Origin of the sequence: Sphingobium sp. PAMC28499, assembly GCF_004795815.1 — a bacterium.
Classification (GTDB): Bacteria; Pseudomonadota; Alphaproteobacteria; order Sphingomonadales; family Sphingomonadaceae; genus Sphingobium; species Sphingobium yanoikuyae.
Genome location: NZ_CP039248.1, coordinates 1,162,784 through 1,178,292 on the forward strand (window position 1 = coordinate 1,162,784; position 15,509 = coordinate 1,178,292).

Consider the following 15,509-nt stretch of genomic DNA (forward strand, 5'->3'; position numbering starts at 1 on the left):
GTGTGCATGTATCTGCGCGATATTGGTCATGACAGGGCAGCCGGTGGTCGCGGCTTGACAGTGCAGGGCGCGACTTCCTAGTCCCCGATGCAAAATCGGACCAAGGGGACGCGCTTCATGAAAATCCTGCCGCTGCCGTTGATGCTGTGCGCGCTGCCCGGCGTCGCAGCTGCCCAGGCGCCCGATGTGACGGCGGATGAGGCCGCGTCGATCGTGGTGACCGGCACGGGCCTCGCCCTGCCGCCTGGGACGCCGGCCTATGGCTCTGTGGTGATCGACCGGGATCGGCTGGCGGATGCGGCGTCGGGTCGGATCGAGAGCGTGCTGGCCGATGTCGCGGGTTTCCAGCAGTTCCGCCGCTCTGACAGCCGAGCGTCCAATCCGTCGAACCAGGGCGCCACGCTGCGCGCGCTGGGCGGCAATGCGTCGAGCCGGACCCTGGTGCTGCTCGATGGCGTGCCGGTGGCCGATCCCTTCTTCGGCTATATCCCCTTTTCGGCTTTGGTGCCCGACCGGCTGGCACTGGTGCGGGTGACGCGCGGCGGCGGCAGTGGCGCGTTCGGCGCCGGCGCGGTCGCCGGCACGATCGAACTGGCCAGCGCTACCCGCGACCAGATGCCGGTCTTCGGCGCCAGCGCCTATTATGGCAGCAGGGACGCGACCGAGCTGTCGGCCAGCATCGCGCCGGATCTGGGCAATGGTTATGTCTCGCTCTCGGGCCGCTGGGACCGGGGTGACGGCTTCCAGACCACGCCCAAGGATCAGCGCGTCGCCGCCACCGTGCCCGCCGCCTATGACAGCTGGTCGACCAATGTGCGTGCCGTCGCGCCGATCGACGCGACCTCGGAAATCCAGTTTCGCGGCACCCTGTTCGAGGATAATCGCACGCTGCGCTTTGCTGGCGCCGACAGCATGAGCCGGGGCCAGGACGCCAGCATCCGCTATATCAGCCGGGGGCGTTGGCAGGTCGATGCACTTGCCTATCTCCAGGCGCGCAATTTCTCCAATATCGTCATCTCCTCCACCAGCTTCCGCAAGTCGCTCGACCAGCGCAACACCCCCTCGACCGGGATCGGCGGCAAGATCGAGCTGCGCCCGCCGGTCGGCGAGGATCATGTGCTGCGCATCGGTATGGACACCCGCTTCGCCACCGGCGACATGTTTGAAGATGCCTATAATGCCGGCATCGCCACCAACCCGCTGACATCGCGCCGCCATGCCGGTGGCGACCAGATCACCAGCGGCATCTTTGCCGAGGATGACTGGACGATTGGCAATCTGGTCCTGACCGGCGGGGTGCGGGCCGATCGCTGGTCGATCCGCAACGGCTTCTACAAGGCGGTCAGTGCGGCCGGCCTGGTGACGCAGGACAGCAGCTACGCCAATCGTTCCGACTGGGCATTTTCCGGTCGGGCCGGCGCGCTCTACCATCTCAGCGATGCGGTGGCGCTGCGCGGCGCGGCCTATAGCGGCTTCCGCCTGCCCACGCTCAACGAGCTCTATCGACCCTTCGTCGTCTTCCCGATCACCAACCAGGCCAATGCGGCACTCAAGCCAGAGAAGCTCAAGGGCGTGGAGGGGGGCATCGACCTGACCCCGGCGTCGGGCATGCAGCTCTCCGCCACGCTTTTCTACAACCGGCTCGACGATGCGATCGCGAACGTCACCATCGCCGCCAACACCCGCCAGCGCCAGAATGTGAACGCGATCGTGGCGAAGGGCGTGGAGCTGACCGCCAGCGCGCAGCTGCCGGCCGATTTCTCGCTGCTCGCCTCCTATGCCTATAGCCGCAGCAAGGTCGATGCGCCGGGCATGGCATTTGACGGCTTTGCCCCGGCGCAGGTGCCGCGCCATTCGGCCAGCGCGACGCTGGCCTGGGCACCGAAGGCCGGGCCGGAACTGTCGGCCACGCTGCGCTACACGGCCAAGCAATATGAGGATGACCTGCAGAGCGACGTGCTGCCCGATGCGCTGACGCTCGACGCCCTTGCCCGGCTGCCGATCGGCCACGGCATCAGCCTGGTCGCGCGCGGGGAAAATTTGTTCGACGAGGATGTCGTCACCCGCAATGCCGGCGGATCCATCGACCTGGGTACGCCCAGGACGCTCTGGATCGGCGTCACCGTGCGCGGTTGAGCCGATTCCTGCCGCGCAGTTCCTCGCCTTCGCCTGGTTGCTGCTGGCGAACCTGATGGCCTTCATGCTGTTCGGGTTCGACAAGCGCCGGGCCGTGCGGGGAATGGCGCGAATCCGCGAGCGGACCTTGCTGCTCTGGGCGCTCGCAGGCGGGACGCCGGGTGCATTTGCCGCCCGCCACCTCTTTCGTCACAAGACGCGCAAACAGCCTTTCGTCCGGTGGCTATAGCTGATCGCCGCGGCGCAGGGGCTGGTCCTCGCCGGATGGGCGATGATCTGATTTTTCATCTGTCGGGGGGAGAAATGGTGCTGCCGGCGAGGATTGAACTCGCGACCTCAGCCTTACCAAGGATGCGCTCTACCACTGAGCTACGGCAGCACTCTATTTCGTCTCCGTCGCGCCGTGCGCTTCGGAGGTCGCGCCTATGGCCGCCCCATTGCCTCCTGTCAAGGCGGGTTGCGGCAGATAATGCATTTTGCTTATGCGCTTCGTCATGAGCGAGACCCCGGACGAAAAGAAAGCAAGGCTGGCGCAGGCGCTGCGCGACAATTTGCGGCGGCGCAAGGCCCAGAGCCGCGATGTGGCGCGGGAAGGGGCTGAGCCCACCCCCGCGCCGGAATCGTCCAAGGACTGATTCGGGTCAGAGCGGCGCGCAGGCCGTCTGGAGCCAGGCCAGCGCCTCGCCGTCGAGCTGCGGGCCGACCACGGCCAGCACCTGCGCATGATAGGCGTCGACCCAGGCGCGCTCACCCGCGTCCAGCAGGTCGGCGGCGATGGCGTTGCGGTCGATCGGCGCGAAGGTCAGGGTTTCGAAACCCAACATCGGCTTTTCGCCGCCGGCGATCGCCCGTTCCTCGACCAGCACCAGATTCTCGATGCGGATGCCATATTCGCCGGTCTTGTAATAGCCCGGCTCGTTCGAGAGGATCATGCCCGCCACCAGCGGCTCGTCGCCGCCGCCGAAGGTCGCGATCCGTTGCGGCCCTTCATGCACCGACAGGAAGCTGCCAACGCCATGGCCGGTGCCATGGGCATAATCCAGACCCTGCGCCCAGAGATATTGGCGTGCCAGCACGTCGAGCTGGCCGCCGCGCGTGCCGACCGGGAAGACCGCGCGGGCCAGCGCGATATGGCCCTTCAGCACCAGAGTGAAGCGCTGCTTCATCTCTTCGCTAGGGCTGCCAATGGCGATGGTGCGGGTGACGTCGGTGGTGCCGTCACGATATTGGCCGCCCGAATCGACCAGATAGAAGCTGCCGGTCTCGATCGGGCGGTTGGTCTTTTCCTCGACGCGATAATGGACGACCGCGCCATTGGGACCGGCGCCGCTGATCGTGTCGAAGGACAGATCCTCCAGCAGCCCGGTATCCTTGCGGAACGCCTCCAGCCGGTCCGAGGCGGAGAGTTCGGTCAGGCCGCCCTTGGGCGCTTCCACCGCGATCCAGTGGAGGAAGCGGCTCAAGGCGGCGCCATCGCGCGCCTGCGCCGCCTTGTGGCCGGCAATTTCGGTGTCGTTCTTGATCGCCTTGGGCAGCACGGCGGGGTCGCGCAGGCTGAGTATCTGCGCACCACCGGCATTGAGTGCCTCGAAGATGGCGGCGACCGCCCGCTCGGGATCGGCGACGATGGTCTTGCCCTTGAGGTCGGCCAGCGCATCGGCAAAGGCGGCGCGGTCATGGATGCGCACGGCGTTGCCCAAATGCTTGGCAACCGCCTCGTCCATCTTCTCCGGCGCAACATAGAGGTCGGCCGTGGCATCGGCATGGACGATGGCATAAGCCAGCGCGACCGGCGTGCGCTCCACATCCTTGCCGCGGATATTGAAGGCCCAGGCGATCGAATCGAGCGCGGAGAGGACGGCGGCATCCGCCTTCTTCGACACCAGCCAGTCGGCGATATCGGCACGCTTCTCGGCGGCATTCTTGCCGGCATAGCGATCGTCATGGACCACCAGCTTGGCGTCGCTGGGCGCCGGGCGATCGGGCCAGACGGCATCGACGGGGTTGGTGTCGACCGCGACCAGCTCCGCACCCTTGTCCGCCAGGGCCTGTGTTGCCTGCTTCACCCAGGCGCGGGTGTGCAGCCAGGAATCATAGCCGATGCGCGCGCCTTCGCCCGCATGATCCTTCAACCAGGCGGCGATCGAGGTCTGCGGCACGCTTTCATATTGCCAATGGGCGCCGTCTACCTGTTCGCGCACCTGCAGCGTGTAGCGGCCGTCGACGAAGATCGCGGCCTCCTCCGGCAGGACCACGGCGCTGCCGGCCGAGCCCTGGAAACCGGTCAGCCAGGCGAGCCGCTGGGCATAGGCGCCGACATATTCGCTCATATGCTCGTCGGTCAGCGGCACCACGAAACCATCAAGCTTCTGGCGTACCAGCTGGGCACGCAGGGCCTTCAGGCGATCTTCATAACTGGACATCGAACTTCCCTTGGATCATTCCGGCCTCTTGCGTTGGCCATAATGCCGACAACATAGAGGGGCCGGCGCGCTTATTCCAGCGCAGCCCCCGTCTGGACCATGGATAGTTAATGACCGATCAAATGCAGCCGCCCCTGTCCCCGCCGATCGCCGAACGTCGCCCGCACAGTTTCGCGCATCATGGCATCACGGTGGACGATCCCTACGCATGGCTGCGCGACCCCGGCTATCCCGACGTCCAGGACAAGGATGTGCTGGCCTATCTGGAGGCGGAGAACACCTGGTTCGAGGGCGCGATGGCGCCGCACAAGCCGCTGCTCGACACGCTGTTCCAAGAGATGAAGGGGCGCATCAAGGAAGATGACCAGTCGGTTCCGCAAAAGGATGGCGACTATATCTACTGGCGCGCGTTCGAGACCGGGGCGCAATATCGCAAATGGTATCGCAAGCCCGCTGCGGGCGGCGAGGATCAGCTGATCCTGGACGAACCCGCGCTGGCGCAGGGGCATGACTATTTTCGTCTGGGCGCCATGTCGGTCAGCCCGGACGGCCGCTATCTGGCCTACGCCATCGACACCAATGGCTCCGAACGGTTCGAGGCGCGGATCAAGGATCTGTTTTCGGGTGAAATCCTGCCCGAAGTCATTCCCGACACATTGTCGTCGCTGGTGTGGACCAGCGATTCAAGGGGGCTGCTCTACGGCCTCGCCAATGAAAATTGGCGGACCGACAATGCGCGGCTGCACTGGCTGGGCCAGAGCGTCGAGAGCGATGTCGAGCTGTTCCATGAGGATGATGAAGGCTTTCGCGTCTCGATCGGCCTCACCTCCTCGGAAAAATGGATCGTCATCGCGACTGGCGACCATGTCACCAGCGAAGCCTGGCTGATCCCGGCCGACAATCCGACCGCGACGCCGCTGCTCGTCTCCGCGCGCAAGGCCGGCCGCGAATATGACGTCGATGAGCATGAGGGCACGCTCTACATCAAGACCAACGACACCCATCCCAATTTCCGGCTGGTGAAGGCATCGCTCGACGCGCCCGACCAGTGGGATGAAGTGATCGGCGCCGACGCCCATTTCTACCTGACCGATTTCACCCTGTTCAAGACCTTCTACGTCACAGAAGGGCGGCAGGACGGGCTCGACCAGATCGAGCTGCGCGATTATGCGACCCATGCGGCAAAGCGCATTCCGTTCCCGGAAGCCAGCTATTCGGCGAGTCTCGACGACAATCCCGAATATGAGGTGACGAAGCTTCGCATCGGCTATGAATCGATGGTCACGCCCGACACCATTTATGATTATCATCTGGCAACGGGTGAGCTGGAGGTGTTGAAGGTCCAGGAAATTCCCTCGGGCTATGACGCCAGCCGCTATGCCACCGAGCGGCTGATGATCCCGGCGCGCGACGGCACGCAGATTCCGGTGTCGATCGTCTATCCGGCCGACTTCCCCCGCGATGGCAGCGCGCCGCTGCACCTTTATGGCTATGGCGCCTATGGGCTGGCGATGGAGCCGGGCTTCTCGACCAGCCGCCTGTCGCTGCTGGATCGCGGCTTTGCCTTTGCCATCGCCCATATTCGCGGCGGCGACGATATGGGCCAGCAATGGTATCTGGACGGCAAGCTCGACAAGCGCACCAACACCTTCACCGATTTCGTCGATGTCGCGAAGGGGCTGATCGATCTTGGCTATTCGGCCAAGGGCAGGATCAGCATTTCGGGCGGATCGGCCGGCGGCGAGCTGATGGGCGCGGTCATCAACAGCGATCCCGACCTGTGGGGCGCGGTGGTGGCGCATGTGCCGTTTGTCGACGTGCTCAACACCATGCTGGACGAGACGCTGCCACTGACGCCGGGCGAATGGCCCGAATGGGGCAATCCGATCGAGGATGAAGCCGCGTTCCGGACCATCCAGTCCTATGATCCCTACACTCATGTCCGCGCGCAGGATTATCCGCCGCTGATGGTGACCGCCGGTCTCAACGACCCGCGCGTCACCTATTGGGAGCCGGCCAAATGGGTGGCGAAGCTGCGCGCGACCAAGACGGACAGCAATATCCTGCTGCTCAAGACCAATATGGGCGCGGGGCATGGCGGCAAGTCGGGCCGGTTCGAGAGCCTGCACGAGACCGCCGAGGAATTTGCGTTCATCCTGTGGCAGCTGGGAGTGGAAGGCTGATGGCGTCGAGCTTCACCAAGCAATTCATCGCGCGGCCCGAGCATATCGATGTGCTGGGCCATGTGAACAATGCGGTGTGGGTGCAGTGGATGGAGCAATTGTCGGTCGAACATTGGATGACCGATGCCGACCCCGTCCATGTCGACGCCTATATCTGGGTCGTGACCCGGCATGAGGTTGATTATCGCGGTAACGTGACCGAGGGCGATGTCGTGTCGGGCCGCACCTGGATTCCGGAAGGACCGCGCGGCGCGCGGTTCGACCGGCTGATCGAGTTCACCGGACCGGACGGCAAGGTGAAGGTGTCGGCCAAATCCACCTGGGCGATGATCGACAAGGAAAGCGGCCGGCTGATGCGGGTGCCGGCCGAAGTCGCCGCCAACTTCATCGAGGGCTGAGCCGGCCCAGCTTCAGCGGGCGCTGACGGCCTGGGATAGGGCGCGGGCCGCCTGCACATAGGCCGGTCCGCCGCACACGGTCCAGGCCTGGGGCAGGCTGATGCGCGCTATGTCGCGCAGCACGGGATGGTGCAGCATTTCGGTACCCTGGTCGGTGATGCGGTCGGTGGCGCTCTCGACGATCAGATAGTCAGGCCGGGCGGCGACCATCTCCTCCAGGCTGACCTGCGCGATCGCCGGCTTGCCAAGGTCGGCGGCCAGGTTGCGCAGCCCTGCCCGCGTCATCAGGTCGTCGACCAGCGTGCCGGTGCCGGTCATATAACCGCGCCGCTGATAATAGGCTGCGACCTTCGGCTTCGGTGCGCGGGGCAGGGCGGCGAGTTCCCGGTCCATCCGCGTTATCATCGCTTCGCCCCGGTCGGCATGGCCGATCGCCTGCGCCACCGTGCGGATCGACGCGACGATATCGGCATAGCTGTCCGCGCTTTTCAGGTCGACGGCGGGATAATGCTGGGCCTTGAGGATCGCGATCGCCGGATTGCGCCGCGCTGGCATGCCGATCACCAGATCGGGATTGGTCGCCAAAATCTGTTCGGCCGATCCGTCGAGGATGGGCAGGCCCTTCGTTATGGCAGCCACCGCCGACATCTGCCGATCGCCGGCATTATGGGTCAGGCCGGCAATCTGGTCGCGATCGGCCAGCGCGACCAGCAACTGGTCGGCGCACAGGTTGAGCGACACGATCCGTTGCGGACGTTTGCTGGCACTGGCAGGCTGGCGAGCGGTGGCCGCCCATAAGGTGGCGCCACCGACCAGGGCGATCATCAGGGCGATCATCCCCTTGCCGGGGCCGATGGGCGCAAATATCCGCATGGCCACCTCCCTTAGCCGGCGCGCTCCGCCAGGCAAGGAAGATTGACGCTCCAGTCGGGCTCGCCTATCGCCCGGACTGCGACAGGTTCCCCGGCAATGGGGATGAAAAGGGAATGGGGTTCAAGACCCCGGCTGCCCCTGCAACTGTGAGCGGCGAGCCTTTGTGCCACATGCCATTGGGACCGCAAGGTTCTGAGAAGGCGGTATGAATCAGCGATGACCCGCGAGCCAGGAGACCTGCCGGTCGCGGTCGTCCTTCGCGCGGACAGGGTGTGCCGAGCGGACGGGGGTGAACCCGCGTGGCGACAGGTGGACCGCAAATTGCGGGGACCATGTCGCGCCCGGCCGGGCACCGATATCGTCCCTGGGATGCGGTCCCTCGTCCGGGGGCTTATGTGTTCAAATATCTGACTTTCTGTTCTTTCCTTCTCTCCACCACCGCTTTCGCCGAAGAGGCGCAGCAGGCGCCACCGCCCGATGCCGCCGCCGATGCCGGGGCATCCTCTATCTTCGTCACGGCGACCCGCCTCGCCACGCCGGTGGATCAGGTGCCGGCCTCCGTCACCGTGCTCGACAAGGCAGCGATCGACCGGGCGCAGGATCTGGGCGTCACCGAATTGCTGCTGCGCACGCCGGGCGTCAGCATCTCGCGCAATGGCGGCTATGGCACGGCGACGTCGCTGCGCATCCGCGGCGCGGAATCCGACCAGACCGTGGTGATGATCGACGGCGTGAAGCTCAACGATCCATCCTCGGCCGGCGGCGGCTATAATTTCGCCAATCTGCTGGTCGGCGATGCCTCGCGGATCGAAGTGCTGCGCGGTCCCCAGTCGACCCTGTGGGGCAGCCAGGCGATCGGCGGCGTCGTCAATGTCGTCACCGCCATGCCCGAAAAGGCGCTGGAGGGGAGCTTCGATATCGAGGCGGGGTCGCGTGACACGGTCAGTGCCCGCGCGGCGCTGGGCGGCAAGACTGGCCCGGTCAGCTGGCGGATCGGCGGCCAGAGTTTCACCACCGAGGGTATTTCGGCGATCAGCCCGGCCTTTGGTGGCAAGGAAAAGGACGGCTATACCAACCGCAGCGTCACCGGCCGGGTCGAGGTTGCGCTGGCGGACGGGATCAGCGCGGACCTGCGCGGCTATTATTCCGATGGCCGGGTCGATTTCGACGCGACCAGCGCGGACAGCCCGGCCTATGGCACCAATCGTGAATTTGTCGGCTATGCCGGCCTTAACGTCGCACTGCTCGACGGCCGCTTCCGCAACCGCTTCGGCTATGGTTATACCGACACCGATCGCGACAATTACGACCCGCGCAACCCGCGCAAGCAGACCTTCGACGCGGCGGGGCGCAACCAGCGGCTGGAATATCAGGGCAGCTTCGCGATCGCCGATGGCTGGACCGCGCTGTTCGGGGTGGAGAATGAGAATAGCCGCTTCCGCAGCGTGTCGCCTTCGGCGTCGCTTTCGGTGCCGATTCCCGACCCGGCCCGCGGCAAGGCGGAGATCACCAGCGTCTATGGCCAGCTCAATGCCCAGCCGATTACGGGCCTGACCCTGACCGGCGGGCTGCGCTATGACGATCATAACCGCTATGGCGGCCGCACCCTCTTTTCCGCCGGTGGCGTCTGGGCGCTGCCGACCGGGACGGTGCTGCGCGCCAGCTATGGCGAGGGCTTCAAGGCGCCGACCCTCTATCAGCTCTTTTCCGAATATGGGAACCAGGCGCTTGATCCCGAACGCGCCCATGGCTGGGAAGCGGGCGCGGAGCAGCGTTTCTTTGGCGAGAAACTGCGGCTGGGCGCGACCTGGTTCGATCGGACCACGACCGACCAGATCATCTATAATAGCTGTTCCACCAGCTCGACCGATCCGCTCTGCTTCACGCCCGGCACCACCACCCGCCGCTATGGCTATTATCTCAATGTCGCGCGCGCCAAGGCGCATGGCATAGAGGCGCAGGTGGCGGTCGAACCGGTCAAGGGACTGACCATCGACGGCAATTATAGCTGGACCGTGGCGGAGGATCGTTCGGACGGCACCGCGAACGAAGGCAATTGGCTGCCGCGTCGGCCGCGGAACAGCGCCAATGGTTCGATCAGCTATGCCTGGCCCTTCGGCCTCACTACCGGCGCGGCGGTGCGCTGGTCCGGCCACAGCTATGACAATGCGGCCAACACCACCCGGCTGGACGATTATACACTGGTCGACCTGCGCGCCGAATATGCGTTCACCCCGGCGTTGCGCCTGTTCGCCCGCGTCGAGAATCTCTTCGACGAGAACTACATGACGGCCTATCGCTATGGCACGCTCGGCCGCAGCATCTATGCCGGCTTCCGGGGGCGCTTCTGATGCTGCGTCCCGTCGAACCCGGCCCCGCCATCGTCGCCTGCAATACCTGCCGTCATTCGGCCGAAGCGCGGGAGGATGAGGAGGGCGTGCGTGGCGGGGCCCGGCTGGCGGAGGCGCTGCGCAGCGTGCAGGCTTCCGACGAGCGCTATGCCACCGTCGCGGTGCAGGACATGCCATGCCTGTTCGCCTGCCAGGATCATTGCACCGTCCATCTGCGCGCGCCGGGCAAGGTCGGCTATGTCATGGGGCGGTTCACACCGGATGCCGATGCGGCGCGCGCGATCCTCGATTATGCCATTGCCTATGCCGCCAGCGAGCATGGCCGCGTCGCCTTTCGCGAATGGCCCGAAGGCGTGAAGGGCCATTTCATCACCCGTACCCCGCCGGAAGGATTTGTCGTCGAATGAGCTTCGCCTCGATCACCGATTTCGAAAATGCCCTGGCCAACCTGCCGCCGGCCGAGGAACTGGCGAGCGCGGCAGCACGCGCGCGGCAGGCCGAGCTGACCAAGCCATTGGGGGCGCTCGGCCGGCTGGAGGATGTCGCGATCTTCATGGCAAGCTGGCAGGGGCGCGCGGTGCCGCGCCTGAAGCGGGCGCGTGCCGCGATCTTTGCCGGCAATCATGGCTTCACCGTCCATGGCGTCAGCGCCTATCCGGCCGCCGTGACCGCCCAGATGGTCGCCAATTTCGCCGCCGGCGGCGCGGCGATCAATGCGCTCGCCGGTGTCGCCGGGCTGGAACTGGCGGTGCGATCGATCGATCTGGACCGGCCAACGGCGGACTTCACCGTCGCGCCCGCCATGACCGAGGAGGAGTGCCTGACCGCGCTGTCGATCGGCGCGGCGGCGGCCGAAGAGGATCTGGACCTGCTGGTCGTGGGCGAGATGGGGATCGGCAATTCGACCGCCGCCGCCGCGCTGAGCGCCCGCAGCTTTGGCGGTGCGGTCCGCGACTGGGTTGGTCCCGGCACGGGCGTCGATGGCGAGGGGATCGCGCGCAAGATCGCGACGATCGATCGCGCGCTCGCCTTCCATGCCGATGCGCCGGACAGCGCCTTCGAAACGCTGCGCCGGCTGGGCGGACGCGAACTGGCGGCGATTGCTGGCGCGGTGCTGCGCGCCCGCCAGCTGGGCGTGCCGGTGCTGCTCGACGGCTTCATCAGTTGCGCCGCGATCGCGCCGCTGGTGGCGCAGGTGCCGGTCTTTGCCGATCATTGCCTGGCCGGCCATTGCTCGGCCGAACCGGGCCACGGCCTGCTGCTGGAGCGGATGGGCCTTGAACCGCTGCTGCGCCTCGACATGCGATTGGGCGAAGGGAGCGGCGCGGCGGTGGCGGCCAATATCGTCCGTGCCGCCGTAGCCGCGCATAGCGGCATGGCGACCTTTGCCGAGGCGGCGGTGTCGACCGCGACATGATGGGCATGCCGCTCCATCTGCTGCGGCATGGCGCGCCCGAGACGCCCGGCCTGTTGCTGGGGCGGACCGACAGCGTGCCGACGCGCGCAGGCATCGATGCCTGCTTGGCGCAGGCGGAGGGGCTGGAGATCGAGATGATCGTAACGTCCGACCTGCAGCGCGCCCGGCAGGCGGCAACGGCGATCGGCGAGCGCGCCGGCTTGCCGGTGTGGGTCGATCCGCGCTGGCGGGAACTGGATTTCGGCATCTGGGATGGCCTGGCCCCGGCCGATGTCGATCCCGAGGCGCTCGCCCGTTTCTGGCAGGATCCCGATGGCTTCGCGCCGCCAGGCAGCGAGGGATGGACGGCATTGCTGGGGCGGATCGCCGATGCGGTCGAGGATCTGCCGCGCGTGCCCACATTGGTGCTGACCCATGGCGGGGCGATGCGCGCGGCGCTGGCCCATCTGTGCGGGTTCAGCGTGCAGCAGAGCTGGAGCTTCGGCCTGCCCTATGCCGCCTTGCTGTCGCTGGAACGCTGGACCGGGGAGCCGCCGCTCGCCCGCATCACGGGCCTGCGCCCATGAAGGGGCTGGTCCTTGCCATCCAGTTTCTGACCCGCCTGCCGATGCCGAAGGTGACAGCGAACGAGACAGACTTCGCACGGTCGATCCGATGGTTTCCGGCGGTCGGCGCGATTGTCGGTCTATCTGTCATGTTCGCTGTCAATCTTGCTGTTCGCATCGATCCCTGGATCGGGGCGCTGGCCGGGCTGCTCTGCTGGGTCGGCGTGACCGGGGCGCTGCATCTCGACGGGCTCGGCGACATCGCTGATGCCTGCGGCGCGGTGCATAAAGGGCGCGATCGGCTGCTGGCGGTGCTGGCCGACCCGCATGTCGGCAGTTTCGGCGTGGTGGCGATCGGCCTGCAACTGATCGTCAAGCTGCTGCTGCTCCATGCGCTGGTCGAGCGGGGCATGATGTTGCCGCTGCTGCTCATTCCCTTTGCCGCGCGGATCGGGCCGCTGCTGTGGGCGCGGATGCTGCCGCCGCTGCATGCCGGGCTGGGCGCGCGCTTTGCCGATGCCGTCAAAACGATCCACATCGCCCTGTGGATAAGTCTGTTGATAATCGCCGCCTGGTGGCTGCCGGCCCTGCTCGCGGCGCCGCTGCTGATGCTGGTCTGGGGCCTGTGGCTGAAGCGCAGGCTGGGCGGCATTTCCGGCGATGGCCATGGCGCGGGGATCGAACTGGTTGAAAGCGGGCTGCTTTTCGTCGCCCTGATTGCCGGTGGCGCGGCATGACGACGCGCTGGACATGGCATGGCGGCGGCGTCGCGGCGGCAAGCGCGCATTTCGGCGGTGCGCCCGAAAGTTGGCTCGACTTATCCACAGGCATCAATCCCCATGCCTGGCCCGGCGCGGCCGAGCAGGCGATCGACTGGCGCGCCTTGCCCGACGAGCAGGGACTGCGCGCGCTCGAACAGGCGGCGGCCGATCATTTCGGCGTCGCGGCCGATCATGTCTGCGCTCTGCCGGGGACGGAGGTTGGCTTGCGCCTCGTTGGCGCATTGCTCGACGGTCCGGTCCGCCATGCCAGCCCGGCCTATCGCACCCATGGCGCGATGGTGTCCGGCGCCGCGCCGGTCGATCTCGACCGTCTGGACGAGGCCGACGGGCAGACGCTGATCCTTGCCAATCCCAATAATCCCGACGGGCGCATCCATGGCGTGGCCGATCTGCTCGCCCTGCTCGACCGGCGCGGGTCGGATGGCTGGCTGGTGGTCGACGAGGCCTTTGCCGATGGCCATCCCGGCATCAGCCTGGCGACCTTCGTGGCCGACGATCGTCGCCTCATGCTGTTGCGCTCCTTCGGCAAGTTTTTCGGGCTTGCCGGCCTGCGCCTCGGCTTTCTGGTGGCGCCGCGCGCGATCATCGCGCGGGTGCGGGACAGGCTGGGTGCCTGGCCGGTGTCGGCCGCCGCCATTGCCATCGGCACGGCCGCCTATCGCGATACCGCTTGGATAGAAGCGATGCGCGATCAGCTGCAGCGGGAGGCGAAGGCGCTCGACGCGCTGCTGCTGGGCCACGGTTATCAACCGATCGGCCAAAGCCCGCTCTTTCGTCTGATCGAAACGCCCCATGCCATGGCCCTGTTCGAGCGGCTGGCAGGGCAGGCGATCCTGACCCGGCCCTTCGATAGTCAGCCGCATTGGCTGCGCATCGGCCTGCCGGCAGACGCGATGGGTCTGGCCCGACTGGAACGGGCGCTGCGCCATGGCTGATCCGGTTGCGTTGCTGGCACTCGCGCTGGATGCGGTGGTCGGCTGGCCGGCGGCACTCTATCGCCGGGTAGGCCATCCGGTCGGCGGCTTTGCGCGGCTCATCGATCATTGTGCCGCGCGCTGGAATGATCCGGCGCATAGCGCTCTCGTCCGGAAAATGGGCGGAATAGCGACGGTGTTGGTCCTGCTGCTGGTGTCAGGCGGTGGCGGATGGCTGGTCCAGCATCTGCTGCGCCTATGGTTGCCGGTACCCTGGAGCTGGCTGCTGATCGGCCTGCTGGCCTATCCGGCGCTGGCGCTGCGCAGCCTGCACAGCCATGTCCGCGCCGTCTACCGCGCACTGGCCGCCGATGACCTAACGGCGGCGCGGGAGGCGGTCGGCATGATCGTCGGGCGCGACACGCAATCGCTCGATGCAAGCGGCGTGACCCGCGCCGCGATCGAGAGCCTGGCGGAAAGCTTCTGCGACGGTGTCGTCGCGCCCTTCTTCTGGTTGCTGTTGCTGGGCCTGCCGGGCGTCTGGGCCTATAAGGCGGTGAACACGGCCGACAGCATGATCGGCCATCGTGAAGCCCCCTGGGGGCCGTTCGGCTGGGCGGCGGCGCGCACCGATGACCTGATGAACCTGATCCCGGCGCGGCTGGCCGGTTGCCTGCTCTGCCTGGCCGGGGGTGGCGGCTGGCGGGTGATGTGGCGCGACGCGCGCAACCATGCCTCGCCCAATGCCGGCTGGCCCGAAGCGGCGATGGCGGGCGCGCTCGACCTGCGGCTGGCCGGGCCGATCCGCTATGATGGCGTACGCCATGACAAGCCCTGGATCGGCAGCGGGCGAAGCGAGGCCGATCCGCTCGACCTGCGCTGGGCGCTGGCCATCTATGTTCAGGCCTGCCTGCTGCTCTGGCTGGTGGCCGGGCTGCAGGCGCTATTTGCGGGAGACATGATATGACAAGCAGCCTGCTGGTGCTGGGCGGCGCGCGATCGGGCAAGAGCCGCCATGCGCAGGCTGCAGCGGAGGCGCAGCCGGGGCCGCATGTCTTCATCGCTACGGCCGAAATATGGGATGCCGAGATGGTCGACCGGATCGCCCGGCATCAGGCCGATCGCGGACCGGAATGGGAAACGGTAGAGGCGCCGATCGACTTGCCGGCGGCCATTGCGGCGGCGCGCGGCAAGACCGTGCTGGTCGATTGCCTGACGCTGTGGGCGAGCAATCTGCTGCTGGCGGATCGGGATGGCAATGCGGCGGCGGACGCGCTCTGTGCCGCGATAGCCGCCCATGACGGGGCGATCATCCTGGTCGCCAATGAGGTGGGGCTGGGCATCGTGCCCGACAATGCGCTGGCGCGGCGCTTTCGCGATCTGGCGGGCACGCTGAACCAGCGGGTTGCGGCCGTGACGGATCGGGTCGTTTTCGTGGCGGCCGGCCTGCCGCTTGCCCTGAAGGGGTGAAGGGGCGGCGGACCGCC

At 66.6% G+C, this 15,509-nt stretch carries 15 protein-coding genes, 1 tRNA gene and 1 riboswitch; of the genes, 13 read left to right on the plus strand and 3 right to left on the minus strand.

All coding sequences use genetic code 11. The annotated features are described in order from the left end of the window. The first annotated feature begins 117 nt into the window (after positions 1 to 117). A complete protein-coding gene (locus tag E5554_RS05580; protein WP_136186201.1) occupies positions 118 to 2,136 on the plus strand; it encodes a TonB-dependent receptor in 2,019 nt (672 codons plus the stop codon). 55 nt (positions 2,137 to 2,191) lie between these two features. Next, positions 2,192 to 2,365, plus strand: a complete 174-nt coding sequence (locus E5554_RS23280) for a DUF1294 domain-containing protein (RefSeq protein ID WP_247594389.1) — start codon at positions 2,192 to 2,194, stop codon at positions 2,363 to 2,365. Between the two features lie 75 nt (positions 2,366 to 2,440). Here the strand turns inward: E5554_RS23280 and E5554_RS05590 are convergent. Further along, positions 2,441 to 2,515 (minus strand) — tRNA-Thr (locus E5554_RS05590). 115 nt (positions 2,516 to 2,630) lie between these two features. Here E5554_RS05590 and E5554_RS22960 point away from each other — a divergent pair. Continuing rightward, positions 2,631 to 2,771, plus strand: coding sequence for a hypothetical protein (locus tag E5554_RS22960; RefSeq protein ID WP_162181981.1), 141 nt, complete (start codon positions 2,631 to 2,633; stop codon positions 2,769 to 2,771). A 6-nt stretch (positions 2,772 to 2,777) separates the two neighbouring features. On the opposite strand, the gene E5554_RS05595 is transcribed toward E5554_RS22960, so the two are convergent. Continuing rightward, positions 2,778 to 4,559, minus strand: a complete 1,782-nt coding sequence (locus tag E5554_RS05595; RefSeq protein WP_136186203.1) for an aminopeptidase P family protein — start codon at positions 4,557 to 4,559, stop codon at positions 2,778 to 2,780. A gap of 110 nt (positions 4,560 to 4,669) precedes the next feature. On the opposite strand from E5554_RS05595, the gene E5554_RS05600 reads away from it, so the two are divergent. Both E5554_RS05600 and E5554_RS05605 read left to right on the plus strand, forming a co-directional pair. Continuing rightward, on the plus strand, positions 4,670 to 6,742 hold the full coding sequence (locus E5554_RS05600) for a S9 family peptidase (protein WP_136186204.1): 2,073 nt from the start codon (positions 4,670 to 4,672) through the stop codon (positions 6,740 to 6,742). Next, positions 6,742 to 7,140 carry an acyl-CoA thioesterase gene (locus tag E5554_RS05605; protein ID WP_136186205.1) on the plus strand — a complete coding sequence of 133 codons (399 nt, stop codon included), beginning with the start codon at positions 6,742 to 6,744 and terminating at the stop codon, positions 7,138 to 7,140. The genes E5554_RS05600 and E5554_RS05605 overlap by 1 nt, the downstream gene beginning before the upstream one ends. Before the next feature lie 12 nt (positions 7,141 to 7,152). Here E5554_RS05605 and E5554_RS05610 read toward each other — a convergent pair whose 3' ends face one another. Next, on the minus strand, positions 7,153 to 8,013 hold the full coding sequence (locus E5554_RS05610) for an ABC transporter substrate-binding protein (RefSeq protein ID WP_136186206.1): 861 nt from the start codon (positions 8,011 to 8,013) through the stop codon (positions 7,153 to 7,155). A 66-nt stretch (positions 8,014 to 8,079) separates the two neighbouring features. Continuing rightward, a riboswitch (cobalamin riboswitch) is annotated at positions 8,080 to 8,273 on the plus strand. A gap of 135 nt (positions 8,274 to 8,408) precedes the next feature. Between E5554_RS05610 and E5554_RS05615 the strand changes: the two genes are divergently transcribed. From E5554_RS05615 to cobU, 8 genes are read left to right on the plus strand one after another with little or no spacing between them, the layout of a single operon-like run. After that, entirely contained in the window at positions 8,409 to 10,364 is a 1,956-nt protein-coding gene (locus E5554_RS05615; protein WP_136186207.1) for a TonB-dependent receptor, read from the plus strand. Continuing rightward, entirely contained in the window at positions 10,364 to 10,771 is a 408-nt protein-coding gene (locus tag E5554_RS05620) for a DUF1636 domain-containing protein (protein ID WP_136186208.1), read from the plus strand. The genes E5554_RS05615 and E5554_RS05620 overlap by 1 nt, the downstream gene beginning before the upstream one ends. Next, positions 10,768 to 11,781 carry a nicotinate-nucleotide--dimethylbenzimidazole phosphoribosyltransferase gene (gene cobT, locus E5554_RS05625; protein ID WP_136186209.1) on the plus strand — a complete coding sequence of 338 codons (1,014 nt, stop codon included), beginning with the start codon at positions 10,768 to 10,770 and terminating at the stop codon, positions 11,779 to 11,781. Before E5554_RS05620 ends, cobT begins: the two co-directional genes overlap by 4 nt. Next, positions 11,778 to 12,347: a histidine phosphatase family protein gene (locus E5554_RS05630; protein ID WP_004209730.1), complete on the plus strand. Its 570-nt coding sequence runs from the start codon at positions 11,778 to 11,780 to the stop codon at positions 12,345 to 12,347. The genes cobT and E5554_RS05630 overlap by 4 nt, the downstream gene beginning before the upstream one ends. Next, positions 12,344 to 13,063 carry an adenosylcobinamide-GDP ribazoletransferase gene (locus tag E5554_RS05635; RefSeq protein ID WP_136186210.1) on the plus strand — a complete coding sequence of 240 codons (720 nt, stop codon included), beginning with the start codon at positions 12,344 to 12,346 and terminating at the stop codon, positions 13,061 to 13,063. The genes E5554_RS05630 and E5554_RS05635 overlap by 4 nt, the downstream gene beginning before the upstream one ends. Beyond that, a complete protein-coding gene (gene cobD / locus E5554_RS05640; protein WP_136186211.1) occupies positions 13,060 to 14,043 on the plus strand; it encodes a threonine-phosphate decarboxylase CobD in 984 nt (327 codons plus the stop codon). The genes E5554_RS05635 and cobD overlap by 4 nt, the downstream gene beginning before the upstream one ends. Further along, complete coding sequence (cbiB, locus tag E5554_RS05645; RefSeq protein ID WP_136186212.1) at positions 14,036 to 14,989, plus strand: adenosylcobinamide-phosphate synthase CbiB; 954 nt, start codon at positions 14,036 to 14,038, stop codon at positions 14,987 to 14,989. The genes cobD and cbiB overlap by 8 nt, the downstream gene beginning before the upstream one ends. Further along, positions 14,986 to 15,492 (plus strand): bifunctional adenosylcobinamide kinase/adenosylcobinamide-phosphate guanylyltransferase, encoded by a 507-nt coding sequence (cobU, locus tag E5554_RS05650; protein ID WP_136186213.1) that lies wholly within the window; start codon positions 14,986 to 14,988, stop codon positions 15,490 to 15,492. The genes cbiB and cobU overlap by 4 nt, the downstream gene beginning before the upstream one ends. The last annotated feature ends 17 nt before the right edge of the window (positions 15,493 to 15,509 follow it).